Raw genomic sequence first — 13,106 nt, 5'->3', positions numbered from 1 at the left:
GGCACGCCGGACGCCGCGGGCACCCCGGACGCCGCGGGCACGCCGGACGCCGCGGGCACGGCGGGGGCGAAGGGCTCGCGCGCGGAGACGGGCTCGCGGGAGGGGAAGGGCTGTCGCGAGGAGAGGGGACGAGGGGGCGGCGTGAAGGCCGAGGGCGCCGGCGGGGCGGGGTGCGGCGGATGCACGCCGTTCGCGCCGCTCGGCGCGCCGAGGTGCGGCACGCTCTCCAGCCACGCGTGGGCGGCCTCGGGCCGTACGCCGAGCGACGCCACGAGCTCCCGCGCCCGGGAGACCGTCGGCGTCCCCTCCTCGGCCGCGAACAGCGCCCGCGTCCGGCTCCGCAGGTCCTCCACGTCGCCGGACACCAGCCAGTCGCCCTGCAGCCGGTGATCGGGCAGGGTCGCGAGCACGACCTGCCAGGCGGGCACCTCGAGGGAGCGCAGATCGCGGCGGTGCCAGTCCGCCGCGTCGAGGAAACTCGCCCTGGGCGCCGCCGCTCCGAGCGTCGCCGTGAGCCACGTGAGATGCGCCACGTACGGCTCGGCCTCGGGGGTGGCGAGCCAGGCGACGACCCGGGCGCGCAGGGCGGTCTCGACGGCCTCCAGCACCGCCGGGGTGACGCCGAGCAGCTTGGCGAGCGCCTCCACGGGTGTAGGGGTGTCGGAGAAGACCCGGTTCTGGGCCACCATCCAGGTCTGGTCGTCCAGGTCGGCGAAGGCCGCGTCGAGCAGTGCCGGGAAGTCGTACCCCACGGGCTGTTCCAGGACGGCCTCCGGCCCCGGCGCCCCGTCGAGGTCGTCCTCCTCGCCGAGCTCGTCGGCGGCCTCCCGCTCATCCGCGTCGCGGTCGTCGGCTTCCTCGGACTCGTCGTGGTCCTCGGCGACGTCCTGCTCGTCCGCGTCGTCGCCGTCATGGAGCTGGTGGTCGGCGACGTCCCGCTCGTCGGCGATGTCCCGCTCGTCGGCGTCGTCGGCCTCGCCGAGCTCGTCGGCGGCATCCCGCTGGTCCGCGGCGTCGTCGTCACCGAGCTGGCCGTCATCGAGCCGGTCGTCGGCGTCGCGCTCGTCCGCGTCGTCGCCGTCATCGAGTCGGTGGTCGGCGATGTCCCGCTCGCTCGCGTGGTCAGCCTCGCCGAGCTCGTCGGCGGCATCCCGCTGGTCCGCGGCGTCGCTCAGACCGGGCTCGTCGTGGTCGACCAGAACCTGGCCGTCCCCGGTGCCGGGGCCGCTCCGCTCGCCCGCGACCCGAGCGTCGTGCCCGTCCACGCCGGCGTTCGCGCCCGCGTCCTGCCCGTCGTCCTCCTCGACGACGGCGGGCGCGGAGGCGAGCGGGGTGGCCGCTGGTGCGATGCGGGCGGCGGGCGTGTGCCCCACGGGTGGGACGGCCGGCTCGTCCCGGTGCACGGGCGAGGGCGACAGCCGTACGAACACGGCCGTGAAGAGGGCGGTGAGGACGGGGCGCGCCCTGATGAACGGCTGGTCGGCGAGCTCGCGCCCGGAGAGGGCGAGCAGGCCGGGCCAGGAGCCGGCGCGGTCGAGGGCGATCGCCACCTGGGGGTCGTCGGCCTCGTCCGGGTCGAGCACGTGGAGCGCGGGTAAGACGTCGCCCACGGCGGCGGCGGGCCAGTGCTCCAGCGCGAGGTCGGTCAGCAGCTCGCCGAGGCCCTCGGGCTCCAGCACCGCCAGGACCCGTTGCACGGGCAGACTGCGCCACCAGGCGTCCGGCAGGCCGGGCCGGCCGGTCAGGAGTGCGATGCGGGCGGCGTCACTCCAGCGCAGCGGTGGCACGAGGTCACTCAGGCAGAAGTTCATGCGCTCCCCATCACTCCAAAAGACCAGACCATAGTCTGGCAAATCACCCAGCGGTGGCGAGAGTTTCCTCAGTGACGCACGGCGGCGAACCGCAGGCGGACGTAGTCGGCCATCCAGCCCGACTCGCGGCGCAGCGCGGGTGCGGCCAGCTCGTTGACGCGGCGCAGCAGCGGCTCCACGGTCGCCGGGGGCACCCGGTCGAGCAGCGTGCCGGCGAACATCCGCACCCAGTCGGCCGCGCCGTTCGGACACTCGTCCAGCGGCGTGGGACGGTCGAAGTGCTCCAGCAGCCGGACTGTGAATCCGCCCTGTTCGAGCCGGTAGGCGTACTGGGCGGGGGTCGGGAAGTACCAGGGCAGCTCGGGCTCGCGCAGGCCGTGCTCCCGCCACGCGGTGAGCATGGCCGAGGTCAGCGCGGCGCAGTTGCCCGCCCCGCCGAGCTCGGCGACGAACCGGCCGCCCGGGCGCAGCGCCATGCGGACGCAGGCGATCACGGCGTCCGGGTCGCGGCTCATCCAGTGCAGTGCGGCGTTGGAGAACACCGCGTCGTACGGCTGGGCCACGGTGAAGTCGTGTCCGTCGCCGACCGTGAAGTCCAGCCCGGGGTGCTGCGCGATGGCGGTCTCGATCATGGCGTGGGAGCCGTCGATCCCCAGGACCTGTGCGCCGCGGGCCGCGATGTCGGCCGTGAGCACGCCGGTGCCGCAGCCGAGGTCGAGCACGCGCTCACCCGGCTGAGGGTCGAGCAGCTCCAGGAGCGGCGCCCCCTGCGCCGAGACGTACCCGAAGGAGCTGTCGTAGGCGCGGGCGTTCCACCTCGTGAGACCAGGGGTTTCGTACCGCAAGATCGGCTCGCATTCTGACACATCGGGACCGGTGCCGTGTTGCCGCAATCTCAGGCCGACTGCTGGGATTGCAGGGGTATCGACACACTTTACGGCTTCGGGTGCCTCCGCGAGGTCCGTGGTGCCGGGGAGGTCGTGCCGGCGAGGTCCGTCAGCCCACGCTCTGCGCCCAGTGCGCCTTGAGGTACGCCTTGGCCTGGTCCTGCTCGGGGATCGTGAGGACCACCGGGGTGCCGGTCGCCGGAGGGAGCTTCTCCGCGGCGTCCCCGTCCAGGTTGCCCCGCATCTCCATGGCCTCCATGCGGGCCGGCCGGGCGAACGCCTTGAGGTAGAGGTTCTGGCCCTCGTCCGACAGCAGGAACTCCTCCCACAGCCGGGCCGCCGCCGGGTGCGGGGCGCGGGCGCTGACGGCCTGGACGTAGTAGGAGGCGAGCACGGCGTCCTTGGGGATCGTGACCCGCCAGGTGGCGTCGCCGTGCTTGGCGGCGGCCGCCCGGGCCGCGTTCATGTAGTCCCAGTCGACGACGGCGGTCGCCCGGTCGGGCTGGCCGAGCATGCCGGCCTTCTTGAGCCGGGCGAACAGGTCCACGCCCCGGGCCGCGTCCGCCCGGCCGCCGCTGATCGAGGCCGCCATCACGCCGCTGAACGCCGAGGCCACCCGCAGCGGGTCGCCGGGCAGCGCGACGAGCGCGCCCGGGCGCTGGAGGGCGCCGTACGACGCGGGTGCGGGGATCTTGCGCGGGTCGTAGCCGATGGACATGTAGCCGCCGTACGCGGCGTACCAGCGGCCCTTGTTGTCCTTGAGGTCGTCGGGGACGTCGGCCCAGCCCTTCACCTTGTACGGCGCGAAGCTCGCGGCGTTGGCGACGGCGACGTCCATCGACAGGTCGAACACGTCGGGCGCGTCCCCGGCGCCCTGCTTCTGCTTCGCCAGGTCGATCTCCTGCCTGCTGCCGGCCTCGGGGGCCAGCGAGACGACCTTGATGCCGTACTTGTCGGAGAACCGGTCGATGATCTCGCCGTACCCGACCCAGGTGCGGGGCAGGCCGACCACGTTGAGCACGCCCTCCTTGCGGGCGGTGTCGACCAGCCTGTCCATCGTGCCGAAGCCGGCGCGCAGGCTCGTGGCCTTGGGGTTGAGCGGCGGGAGCGGCTCGTCCGGGGCGCGTTCCGAGGAGCAGGCGGCGGCCGCCGAGACGAGCAGCGCGACTACAGCACAGGCACGTATGGTCACGCGCCGTATATTCGGCGCCGCGCGGCTCAGGGTCGAGGAGGCACGCGGGGACATTACCGATCTACGGCGGAAGGGTCAGCGGGAGGGCACGACCTTGGCGGCGACCAGCGTCTCCTCGGGGATCTCGACGGCCGTACCGTCGCGTCTGCGGACGACGAGCACGCCGCCGTCCCAGGACTCCAACACGCCGACGGCGTCCCGGAAGCCGCCGGGCACACGCCGTCTCGTGGTGACCCGTCGTCCCACGTCGTGCGGGGTGACGGCGACCACGAGCCGCGCTCCGAGATGAGGGCTCACGAGGATTGCCCCCCTCCTGTTCCGGCTAGTCGGCGGGCACCGCAATACTAGGGCGTAGCAACCGCGGTCGAGTCGTGCAACCCAGAAGGAGCCCGAGGTGACGTACGTCATCGCGCAGCCTTGCGTGGACGTCCTGGACAAGGCGTGCATCGAGGAGTGCCCCGTCGATTGCATCTACGAGGGCGAACGCATGCTCTACATCCACCCCGACGAGTGCGTGGACTGCGGCGCTTGCGAGCCGGTCTGCCCGGTAGAGGCGATCTTCTACGAGGACGACCTTCCCGAGCAGTGGAAGGACTTCTACAAGGCCAACGTCGACTTCTTCGAGGACCTCGGTTCCCCCGGCGGCGCCTCGAAGGTCGGAAAGATCAACAAGGACCATCCCGTGGTGGCGGCGCTCCCGCCGCAGGGCGAGGAGCACTGAGCGAGCGGGCGGTCGGGCGACCTCGCGCCGCGTGAGCCCGCGCGAGGGCCCGGCCCGTCGAACTGGGCGCTCTCCGGGCGCCCGTCACGACTGGGGGATTTCTTGATCGCGTTGCCGGACTTCCCATGGGATCGGCTCGCGCCGTACCAGGACCTGGCGCGGGAGCATCCCGGCGGGATCGTCGACCTGTCGGTGGGCACGCCCGTCGACCCGGTGCCCGAGGTCGCCAGGACCGCCCTCGCCGGGGCCGCAGACAGCCCCGGCTACCCGCTGACGTACGGCACCCCGCGGCTGCGTGAGGCGGCCGCGGGCTGGCTGCGCCGGCGTCACGGCGTCACGGTCGACCCGGCCGACGTCCTGCCGACCATCGGCTCGAAGGAGCTCGTGGCCTGGCTGCCGACGCTGCTCGGGGTGGGGCCCGGCGAGCGGGTCGTGTTCCCCGAGCTGGCCTACCCGACGTACGACGTGGGCGTCCGGCTGGCCGGGGCGGAGCCGTACGCCGCGGACGGCCTGCTCGCGCTCGGTCCCGAGCGGGTGCCGCTCGTCTGGGTCAACTCGCCGTCCAACCCCACCGGCAGGGTCCTGCCTGCCGAGCACCTGCGCAAGGTCGTGGCGTGGGCGCGCGAGCGGGGCGCGGTGGTGGCCTCCGACGAGTGCTACATCGAGCTGGGCTGGGAGGACCAGCCCGTCTCCGTCCTCCACCCCGACGTCTGCGGCGGCTCGTACGAGGGACTCCTGGCGGTCCACTCGCTGTCGAAGCGGTCGAACCTCGCGGGCTACCGCGCCGGGTTCGTCGCCGGGGACCCCCGGCTCGTACGGCGGCTGCTGGAGGTGCGCAAGCACGCGGGGATGATGATGCCGGCCCCGGTCCAGGCGGCGGTGGCCGCCGTGCTGGACGACGACCGCCACGCCGACGAGCAGCGGGAGCGGTACGCCCGGCGCAGGGCCGTGCTGCGTCCCGCGCTGGAGGAGGCCGGCTGGCGCGTCGAGCACTCGGCCGCCGGGCTCTACCTCTGGGCGACCAACGGCGGCGACTGCTGGGACCAGGTCCGCGCGCTCGCGGAGCGGGGGATCCTGGTGGCTCCCGGCGACTTCTACGGCCAGGCCGGCCGCACGCACGTCAGGGTCGCGATCACGGCCACCGACGAGCGCGTGGACGCCGCCGTCGACCGCCTCCGCGCCGCCTGAGCCCCGCCGGGCGCCGCGGCCCCGGTCACCGGCGGGGGCGTGCGCGCCGTGCGGCGCCCGCGGAGGAGGCGTTCACACGGGGGGATGTCCCGACCGGCGATCTCGCCGATGCGAGCGTGCCGCGCCTCCAGTAGGATCGCGCGCCATGACGACAGCGATCGTGCTCGTGGTGAGCCTGGCCACGATCGTCGTCGTGCTTGGCGCCTTCGTCATCACGGCGCGTCAGGGCCGGGTCCCCGCTCCCTTCCGGCAGCCTCCCGAGGAGGAGCCGCGGCGGGCTTCGCCCGCCGTCTCGCCCGGCGACCCCGACTACTTCGACCCGAGGACCATCAAGGTCGGCGACACCGTGTACGTCGAGTCCGCGCGCTACCGGGCTATCGGCGCGCTCTACGCCACGATGCAGGGCGAGCAGTGGACGGAGTACCTCCTGGACGAGGGCGCGCGGAGCTACCGCTGGCTGTCGGTCGAGGAGCGGCCCGGCCCCGGCGAGGGCGACGCCCGGCACCTGGAGGTCCTGCTGTGGACCGACGTGCCCACGCAGGGCATGGTCCCGGCCAAGCACATGCTGATCGTGGAGGGCATGGAGTTCCACCCCGTGGAGCGCGGCACCGCGGCGTTCCGTTCGGAGGGCGTGACCGGGCTCCCCGAGCGGGGCCTGCTCGACTTCGCCGACTACCGTGCCGCGGACGGGCGGCTGCTGTCGTTCCAGCGGGTCCAGGGCGGCCAGTGGGAGGCGTCGTACGCCCGCCCGCTGACGCCCGGCACGATCCGCGTGGAACGTCTTCCCTGATCGCCGGGTAGGTTCTCCTACGTGAACCGGCGCCTCTCCAGAACAGCCCTGACCATCGTGGTCATCGTCGTCCTGCTGACCGCCGCCATCTTCTACGGGGCCTACCACCTTCTGAAGAAGACGCAGCCTTTCGCTCTTGGCGAACACTGCCTGATCACGACGCCCGCCGGCTCACTCGACCTGGACATCGACCAGGCCGAGGTGGCCGCCACCATCGCCGCCGTCGCCGCCCGGCGCGAGCTGCCCGAGCGGGCGCTGCAGATCGCCTACGTCACCGCCATCCAGGAGTCCAAGCTCGCCAACCTCCCGTACGGCGACCGCGACTCGGTGGGGGTGTTCCAGCAGCGCCCCTCGCAGGGCTGGGGGACGGTCGAGCAGCTGCGGGACCCGGTCTACGCGACCCGGAAGTTCTTCGCGGCCCTGGAGAAGGTCAAGCACTACCGGACCATGCCGCTGCACGAGGCGGCCCAGGCGGTGCAGCGCTCGGCCGACGGCTCTGCGTACGCCGAGCACGAGCCGTCGGCGAAGATCCTGTCGGCGGCGTTCACCGGCCGCGTCCCCAAGGCCGTCCACTGCTGGTACCCGCCGCCGTCCAAGCCGCCGAAGCCGCAGGCCGAGGCGGCCCGCAAGCAGCTCGTCCGGGCCCTCGGCACCGACGCCATGGCCAAGCGCGGCTGGCTGGTCGCCGCCTGGTACGTGACCCACGCCCAGAAGTACGGCCTGCGGCAGGTGAGCTACGACGGGGTGTCGTGGACGGCCGCCTCCGGGCACGACGGCTGGCTCAAGGACACCAAGGCCGACCACTCGGTCGAGGTGGCCTGACCCCCTCTCTCCGGCGGCCGTCGCCCGCCGTGAACTAGGGTCAGGGGTCATGCGGCTTGACCTTGCCCAGGACGTGGGCGCGCTGACGGCGCAACTCGTGGACATCGAGTCGGTGAGCGGGCACGAGAAGGCGATCGCCGACGCGATCGAGGAGGCGCTCGTCCCGCTGAACCACCTCACTGTGCGGCGGGTGGGCGAGAACATCGTGGCGCGCACCGAGCTCGGGCGCGCCGAGCGGGTGGTGATCGCCGGGCACCTCGACACCGTGCCCGTTGCCGGCAACCTGCCGAGCCGGGTCGAGGACGGCGTGCTCTACGGATGCGGCACGTCCGACATGAAGAGCGGGCTCGCGGTGCAGCTCAAGCTGTGCCTGCTCGACCGGCCCAACCGCGACCTCACCTTCGTGTTCTACGACTGCGAGGAGATCGAGGTCGAGCGCAACGGGCTGCTGCGGCTCACCCGCGAGCACCCCGACTGGCTGACCGGCGACTTCGCGGTCGTGATGGAGCCCACGAACGGCCTGGTCGAGGGCGGCTGCCAGGGCACGCTCCGGGCGGAGATCGTGGCGCGGGGAGCGCGGGCGCACAGCGCGCGGTCGTGGGAGGGCGTCAACGCCATCCACGGCATCCGGCCGATCCTCGAGGTCCTGTCCGGCTACGAGGCCCGGCGTCCGGTGGTGGACGGGCTCGAGTACCACGAGGGCCTGAACGCCGTCGCCGTCAGGGGCGGGGTCGCGGGCAACGTCATCCCGGACGAGTGCGTGGTGACGGTCAACTACCGCTTCGCCCCCGACCTCACCCTCGAGCAGGCCTTCGACCACGTGAGGGAGCTGTTCGACGGCTTCGAGGTCCGGTTGGCCGACGGCGCCCCCGGCGCCCGGCCCGGCCTCACCCACCCGGTGGCGGCGGCGTTCGCGGCCGCGATCGGCGGCACCCCCCGGGCCAAGCTCGGCTGGACCGACGTGGCCCGGTTCTCCGCGCTCGGCGTCCCGGCCGTCAACTGCGGCCCCGGTAACCCCGACATCGCCCACACCCAGGGCGAGAACGTCAGCCTGGACAAGATCGCGGAGAGCGAGCGCCGGCTCACGGCCTGGCTGACCTCCTGAGACGCCCGGCACAAAAGAAAGTGGCTTTCCTCGCCGGCCATTTGGCGGGGAAAGCCACTTTCGTCCCGAGCAGCACCCTCATCGCTTAGACGCAGCCTCGTCGAATCCCGGTTCCCCCTCTCCACTTTTAATTTCAAGATTGTTCGCCGGGCTCGACTAGCGTGTGGCCATGAACCACCAACGTCCCGAACGCCGCCAGGGCTCCTCCGTCGTCCGCGGCGACCTCGTCCCCGACTCCACGTACGACCAGCGGCTCCTCGACCGCAAGGGACCCACGCACTGGCTCCACGAGGACCCCTGGCGCGTGCTGCGCATCCAGTCGGAGTTCGTCGAGGGGTTCGGCGCCCTCGCCGATCTTCCCCCGGCGGTCACCGTCTTCGGCTCGGCGCGGACGGAGGCCGACACCGCCGATTACGAGCTCGGCGTCCGCGTGGGCGCGGCCCTGGCGAAGGCCGGGTACGCCGTGATCACCGGCGGCGGGCCCGGTCTGATGGAGGCGGCCAACCGGGGGGCGCTGGAGGCGGGCGGCGTCTCCGTGGGCCTCGGCATCGAGCTGCCCCACGAGCAGCGGCTCAACGACTACGTCGACCTCGGCGTCGAGTTCCGCTACTTCTTCGTCCGCAAGACGATGTTCGTGAAGTACGCGTACGGGTTCGTCGCCCTGCCCGGCGGCTTCGGCACGCTCGACGAGCTGTTCGAGGCGCTGACGCTGGTCCAGACCCGGAAGGTCACGTCGTTCCCGGTGATCCTCATGGGCACCGAGTTCTGGGCGCCGCTGATCGGCTGGCTCCGCGACACGCTCCAGCGGACCGGCAAGATCTATTCGCAGGACCTCGACCTCGTCTCCCTCACCGACGACCCCGACGAGGCCGTCCGCGTGATCGTCGAAGCCGACCGGCGCCGGTCCGACGGCGGCTCCCGCGGTAAGTAGGGTGGCGGCGTGTTCATCTGCGTCTTCTGCTCCTCCAGCAACAAGATCGACCCCAAGTACGTCGCGCTCGCCGGCGAGGTGGGCGGCCGGCTCGCCGCGCGCGGCCACCATCTGGTGAGCGGCGGCGCGATCGTCTCCTGCATGGGGGAGGTCGCCCGGGCCGTACGGCGCGGGGGCGGCCGCACCGTCGGCGTCATCCCCCAGGCCCTCGTGGACATCGAGATCGCCGACACCGACTCCGACGAGCTGATCGTCACGGCGGACATGCGCGAGCGCAAGGGCGTGATGGACGCCCGCTCCGACGCCTTCCTCGTCCTGCCCGGCGGCATCGGCACGCTGGAGGAGCTGTTCGAGATCTGGACCAGCCGGGTGCTGGGGCTGCACGAGCGGCCGCTCGTCGTCCTCGACCCCTGGGGGCTCTACGCGCCGCTGCGCGCGCTCGTGGACGGGATGTACGAGCAGGGCTTCACCCGGCCCAACGTCTTCGACGCGATCTCGTGGGCGACCGACGTCGACGAGGCCCTCGACCTGCTGGAGAAGCCCGTCCCGCACCTGCGCCCCACCGGCGAGGAGATCGGCGAGTCCTGACCCCGGGCGTGTCACCCCGGCGCCCGCCTCCCCACGCGCCGGCCCGAGGCCGACCGGTGTCAGGCCAGGCCGCGCCGGGTGAGCGCCGGGGGACGCCGCCCGAGCAGGCACTCGGTCATGTCGAGCGCCTGCCGCACGGAACGGGCCGTGCCGGCGGCCGTACGGAAGACGGCGGCGCCGGCCCAGGCGAAGGCGGCCGCCGCGGCCACCGCCTCGGTCTCGTCGTCCGGCAGCGTCACGACCACCGTCCGCCCCTCGCGGGCCAGCGCGGACGCCTCGGGCAGCGAGGACGCCTCCGCCCAGCCCGGCTCCGCGGGGTCGCCGGGGCCGATCACAACGGTCATGCCTTCCATGCTCGCACGCATACGACTTGTGGCACGATTCGTATGTGCTGGTCGTACTCATCGTCGCCGGGCTCGCCGTGGTCGCCTGCGTGGTGATGGTCTCCCTGGGGCACGGCGGCGAGATGGCGGAGTTCCCTCCCGACGTGCCGCCGCTCGACCTGCCGGCGGCGGGCCAGCTCACCGCCGCCGACCTGATCGCGCTGCAGCTGCCGATCAGTGTGGTGGGCTACAACACCCAGATGGTCGACGAGACCCTGCACCGGGTGTCGACCGCGCTGAGCGAGCGCGACACCCGCATCGCCGTGCTGGAGCAGCGCGTCGCCGAACTGCTGGCGGGCCGCCTGCAGGCCCGCCAGGAGGCGTACGCCCGCCCGGCCGACCCCCCGCGTACCGAACACCAGCCCGAGATCCCCTCCCAGGCCGCCAACGGCTGGGAGGCCGAGCGGGCCGACGCGGAGGAGACGTGGTGACACAGACACCGGAGATCACGGCGGACGGCCTCGTGCGCTGCGGCTGGGCCGGCGCGACGCCCGACTACGTGGCCTATCACGACGACGAGTGGGGCCGCCCGGTGCGCGGCGACGACCTGGTCTACGAGCGGATCACGCTGGAGGCGTTCCAGTCGGGCCTGTCCTGGCTGACGATCCTGCGCAAGCGCGACAACTTCCGGGCCGCCTTCGCCGGGTTCTCCATCCCCGCCGTCGCCGCGTACGGCGAGGCGGACGTCGAGCGCCTGATGGCCGACGCCGGCATCGTCCGCAACCGCGCCAAGATCGAGGCGGCGGTGGCGAACGCCCGCGCGGCGCTCGAGGTGCCGGGCGGGCTGTCGGAGCTGGTGTGGAGGCACGCCGAGGAGCCGGGTGCCGGTCCCACGAGGCTGGGCGACATCCCGGCCCAGACCCCGGGCTCGAAGGCACTCGCGAAGGAGCTGCGGCGGCACGGCTTCCGGTTCGTCGGCCCCACCACGGCGTACGCGCTCATGCAGGCCATCGGCCTGGTGAACGACCACGTGGCCGACTGCTGGGTCCGCGAGACCGTCGCCGGCCTGCGTACCGCCTCCCGCTGAGGCCCGCCCGGCGCGAACCACGGTCGGCGGCCCCGGAACAGGTCTCGCTCCTCGACAGCGCGGACCGGAACGAGGCCCGCTCGGCGAACGGGCGGACCCGTCAGCGGCCCTCGAAGCGTGGGCGCTCCTTGTTCAGGAACGCCTTCGTCGCGGCGGCGTGGTCGGCGGTCCTCGCGCACTCGTCCTGCAGTTCCGCCTCCCGCTCCAGGGCGTCGGCGAGCGAGCGCGACGCGGCGTGGTCCAGCGCCCGCTTGGTCGCGGCGTACGCCACGGTCGGGCCCTGCGCCAGCCGTACGGCGAGCTCCCGGGCGGCCTCCGCGAGCCGGTCGGCCGGGACGACCCGGGTGGCCAGCCCGAGCTCGGCGGCCCGGGCGGCGTCCACGACGTCGCCGAGCAGCAGCAGCTCGCGCGCCCGCGCCGGTCCGACCAGCCGCTGGAGCGTCCAGGACGCGCCCGAGTCGGGCGCCAGGCCGATGCCGGAGAACGCCATGGAGAACTTCGCGTTCTCGGCGAGGATCCGGAAGTCGCAGGCGAACGCCAGCGAGGCGCCCGCGCCGGCGGCGACGCCGTTGACGGCCGCCACGACCGGCTTGTCCATCGTCGTCACGGACAAGACGATCGGGTTGTAGTGCGCGCGGACGGTCCCGGCGAGGCCGCGGCCCGCCTCCAGGTTGTCGGCGTGCTCACGCAGGTCCTGCCCCGCGCAGAAGGCGCGGCCCGCCCCCGTCAGCAGCACGGCCCGCACGGCACGGTCGCCGGCGGCCCGGCGCAGCGCCCCGAGCAGGTCCTCCTTCATGGAGACGGTCAGGGAGTTCATCGCGTCGGGGCGGTTCAGGGTGATCGTGGCGACGGCCTCGTCGACGTCGTAGATCACGCTCATCTCAGGCGGCTCCATCCAGGTTGTGGTCGACGAACGCGGCGGCGGCCGGGAGCAGCCGGGCGGCCTCCTCCTCGAAGAAGGCGCGGGCCTTGTCGCCCGGCCATCCCGGCGGCAGCAGCTCCGCCGGCAGCCCCGGGTCGCGGAACAGGAAGTTGCGCCAGCCGTGCACCAGCTTGCTGCGCACGGCGAACACCCGGTCGTCCGAGGCCCGCGCCGGCAGCGACCCGACCAGGTCGACCGCGCTGGCCAGCCAATCCTCGTACGCCCTGGCGATGCCGTCCAGGTCCCACGCCCGGGCGAGCAGCGCGCGCGGGTCGCCTTCGAACGACGCCTCGAACCGGTGGGCGGCCAGGCGCAGGGCGTCGAGCTCCGGCGAGGGCCGGGGGCCGATCCACGTCGTCTCCGACAGCGGCGCGTACCCGAGGTACGCCAGGTCGGCGCGCAGGCGCTCCCGTCGCGCCCGGTCCCTCACGGGCTCCACGACGAGCACGTGCCACCGGCCCGACCAGGGGCCGCCGCCCATGCCGTAGACCCGGGCGGCCGCCTCGTCCAGGCGGCGCTCGCATTTCGGCGTGACCGCGTACCCCGGCCCCTGCGGGAGCCGTACCGGGTCGAGCCAGCCCTGCCTGACCATGCGGGAGATCGCGGTCCGGACCGCGGGCGCCGCGATGTCGAGCGGGGCGAGCAGCCGGACGAGGGCGGCCACCGACGCGCGGCCGCCGCGGGTGCGCAGGTGGTCCCCGTAAAGATCGAAAAGCGCGGCTCGGGCGTTCATCACCAC

15 protein-coding genes and 1 pseudogene are annotated in these 13,106 nt (G+C 73.4%); 9 read left to right on the top strand and 7 right to left on the bottom strand.

The annotated features are described in order from the left end of the window. The 4 genes and pseudogenes from MPTA5024_RS35020 to MPTA5024_RS35005 form a co-directional block, all read right to left on the bottom strand. Positions 1–1,811: pseudogene (locus tag MPTA5024_RS35020) on the bottom strand (hypothetical protein); the annotation flags it as partial. Positions 1,812–1,879: 68 nt separating this feature from the next. Further along, positions 1,880–2,656 carry a class I SAM-dependent methyltransferase gene (locus MPTA5024_RS35015; protein ID WP_036332270.1) on the bottom strand — a complete coding sequence of 259 codons (777 nt, stop codon included), beginning with the start codon at positions 2,654–2,656 and terminating at the stop codon, positions 1,880–1,882. A gap of 151 nt (positions 2,657–2,807) precedes the next feature. After that, positions 2,808–3,890 carry an ABC transporter substrate-binding protein gene (locus MPTA5024_RS35010; RefSeq protein WP_036332269.1) on the bottom strand — a complete coding sequence of 361 codons (1,083 nt, stop codon included), beginning with the start codon at positions 3,888–3,890 and terminating at the stop codon, positions 2,808–2,810. A 75-nt stretch (positions 3,891–3,965) separates the two neighbouring features. Further along, positions 3,966–4,187, bottom strand: coding sequence for a putative acetyltransferase (locus tag MPTA5024_RS35005; RefSeq protein WP_036332268.1), 222 nt, complete (start codon positions 4,185–4,187; stop codon positions 3,966–3,968). 97 nt (positions 4,188–4,284) lie between these two features. Between MPTA5024_RS35005 and fdxA the strand changes: the two genes are divergently transcribed. The 7 genes from fdxA (at position 4,285) to MPTA5024_RS34970 (ending at position 10,035) form a co-directional block, all read left to right on the top strand. Further along, positions 4,285–4,611: a ferredoxin gene (fdxA, locus tag MPTA5024_RS35000; RefSeq protein WP_036332267.1), complete on the top strand. Its 327-nt coding sequence runs from the start codon at positions 4,285–4,287 to the stop codon at positions 4,609–4,611. A 102-nt stretch (positions 4,612–4,713) separates the two neighbouring features. Beyond that, positions 4,714–5,799: a succinyldiaminopimelate transaminase gene (gene dapC, locus MPTA5024_RS34995; RefSeq protein ID WP_036332266.1), complete on the top strand. Its 1,086-nt coding sequence runs from the start codon at positions 4,714–4,716 to the stop codon at positions 5,797–5,799. Between the two features lie 145 nt (positions 5,800–5,944). Then, positions 5,945–6,589 (top strand): DUF4178 domain-containing protein, encoded by a 645-nt coding sequence (locus MPTA5024_RS34990; protein WP_036332265.1) that lies wholly within the window; start codon positions 5,945–5,947, stop codon positions 6,587–6,589. 21 nt (positions 6,590–6,610) lie between these two features. Continuing rightward, a complete protein-coding gene (locus MPTA5024_RS34985) occupies positions 6,611–7,411 on the top strand; it encodes a hypothetical protein (RefSeq protein ID WP_036332264.1) in 801 nt (266 codons plus the stop codon). A gap of 49 nt (positions 7,412–7,460) precedes the next feature. Continuing rightward, entirely contained in the window at positions 7,461–8,516 is a 1,056-nt protein-coding gene (dapE, locus tag MPTA5024_RS34980; protein ID WP_036332263.1) for a succinyl-diaminopimelate desuccinylase, read from the top strand. A 169-nt stretch (positions 8,517–8,685) separates the two neighbouring features. Next, a complete protein-coding gene (locus MPTA5024_RS34975; RefSeq protein ID WP_036332846.1) occupies positions 8,686–9,447 on the top strand; it encodes a TIGR00730 family Rossman fold protein in 762 nt (253 codons plus the stop codon). Between the two features lie 9 nt (positions 9,448–9,456). Continuing rightward, the gene (locus MPTA5024_RS34970) at positions 9,457–10,035 is read left to right on the top strand and encodes a TIGR00730 family Rossman fold protein (RefSeq protein ID WP_036332262.1); all 579 of its coding nucleotides are present in this window, start codon (positions 9,457–9,459) and stop codon (positions 10,033–10,035) included. Positions 10,036–10,094: 59 nt separating this feature from the next. On the opposite strand, the gene MPTA5024_RS34965 is transcribed toward MPTA5024_RS34970, so the two are convergent. Next, positions 10,095–10,379 (bottom strand): hypothetical protein, encoded by a 285-nt coding sequence (locus MPTA5024_RS34965; protein ID WP_051459064.1) that lies wholly within the window; start codon positions 10,377–10,379, stop codon positions 10,095–10,097. 44 nt (positions 10,380–10,423) lie between these two features. Here MPTA5024_RS34965 and MPTA5024_RS44055 point away from each other — a divergent pair, with 44 nt between their 5' ends. Next, the gene (locus tag MPTA5024_RS44055; protein WP_051459063.1) at positions 10,424–10,849 is read left to right on the top strand and encodes a hypothetical protein; all 426 of its coding nucleotides are present in this window, start codon (positions 10,424–10,426) and stop codon (positions 10,847–10,849) included. Next, entirely contained in the window at positions 10,846–11,445 is a 600-nt protein-coding gene (locus MPTA5024_RS44050; RefSeq protein WP_036332844.1) for a DNA-3-methyladenine glycosylase I, read from the top strand. The genes MPTA5024_RS44055 and MPTA5024_RS44050 overlap by 4 nt, the downstream gene beginning before the upstream one ends. 100 nt (positions 11,446–11,545) lie before the next feature. Here MPTA5024_RS44050 and MPTA5024_RS34950 read toward each other — a convergent pair whose 3' ends face one another. Together MPTA5024_RS34950 and MPTA5024_RS34945 are read right to left on the bottom strand one after the other, a co-directional pair. Beyond that, positions 11,546–12,325 carry an enoyl-CoA hydratase-related protein gene (locus MPTA5024_RS34950; protein WP_051459062.1) on the bottom strand — a complete coding sequence of 260 codons (780 nt, stop codon included), beginning with the start codon at positions 12,323–12,325 and terminating at the stop codon, positions 11,546–11,548. A gap of 1 nt (position 12,326) precedes the next feature. Then, the gene (locus MPTA5024_RS34945; RefSeq protein ID WP_036332842.1) at positions 12,327–13,100 is read right to left on the bottom strand and encodes a PaaX family transcriptional regulator; all 774 of its coding nucleotides are present in this window, start codon (positions 13,098–13,100) and stop codon (positions 12,327–12,329) included. Positions 13,101–13,106 lie beyond the last annotated feature (6 nt).

The organism is Microbispora sp. ATCC PTA-5024 (assembly GCF_000511135.2).
Lineage (GTDB): Bacteria > Actinomycetota > Actinomycetes > Streptosporangiales > Streptosporangiaceae > Microbispora > Microbispora corallina.
Note: the sequence above shows the minus strand (reverse complement) of the source record. Positions and strands in the feature narration are given on the sequence as shown.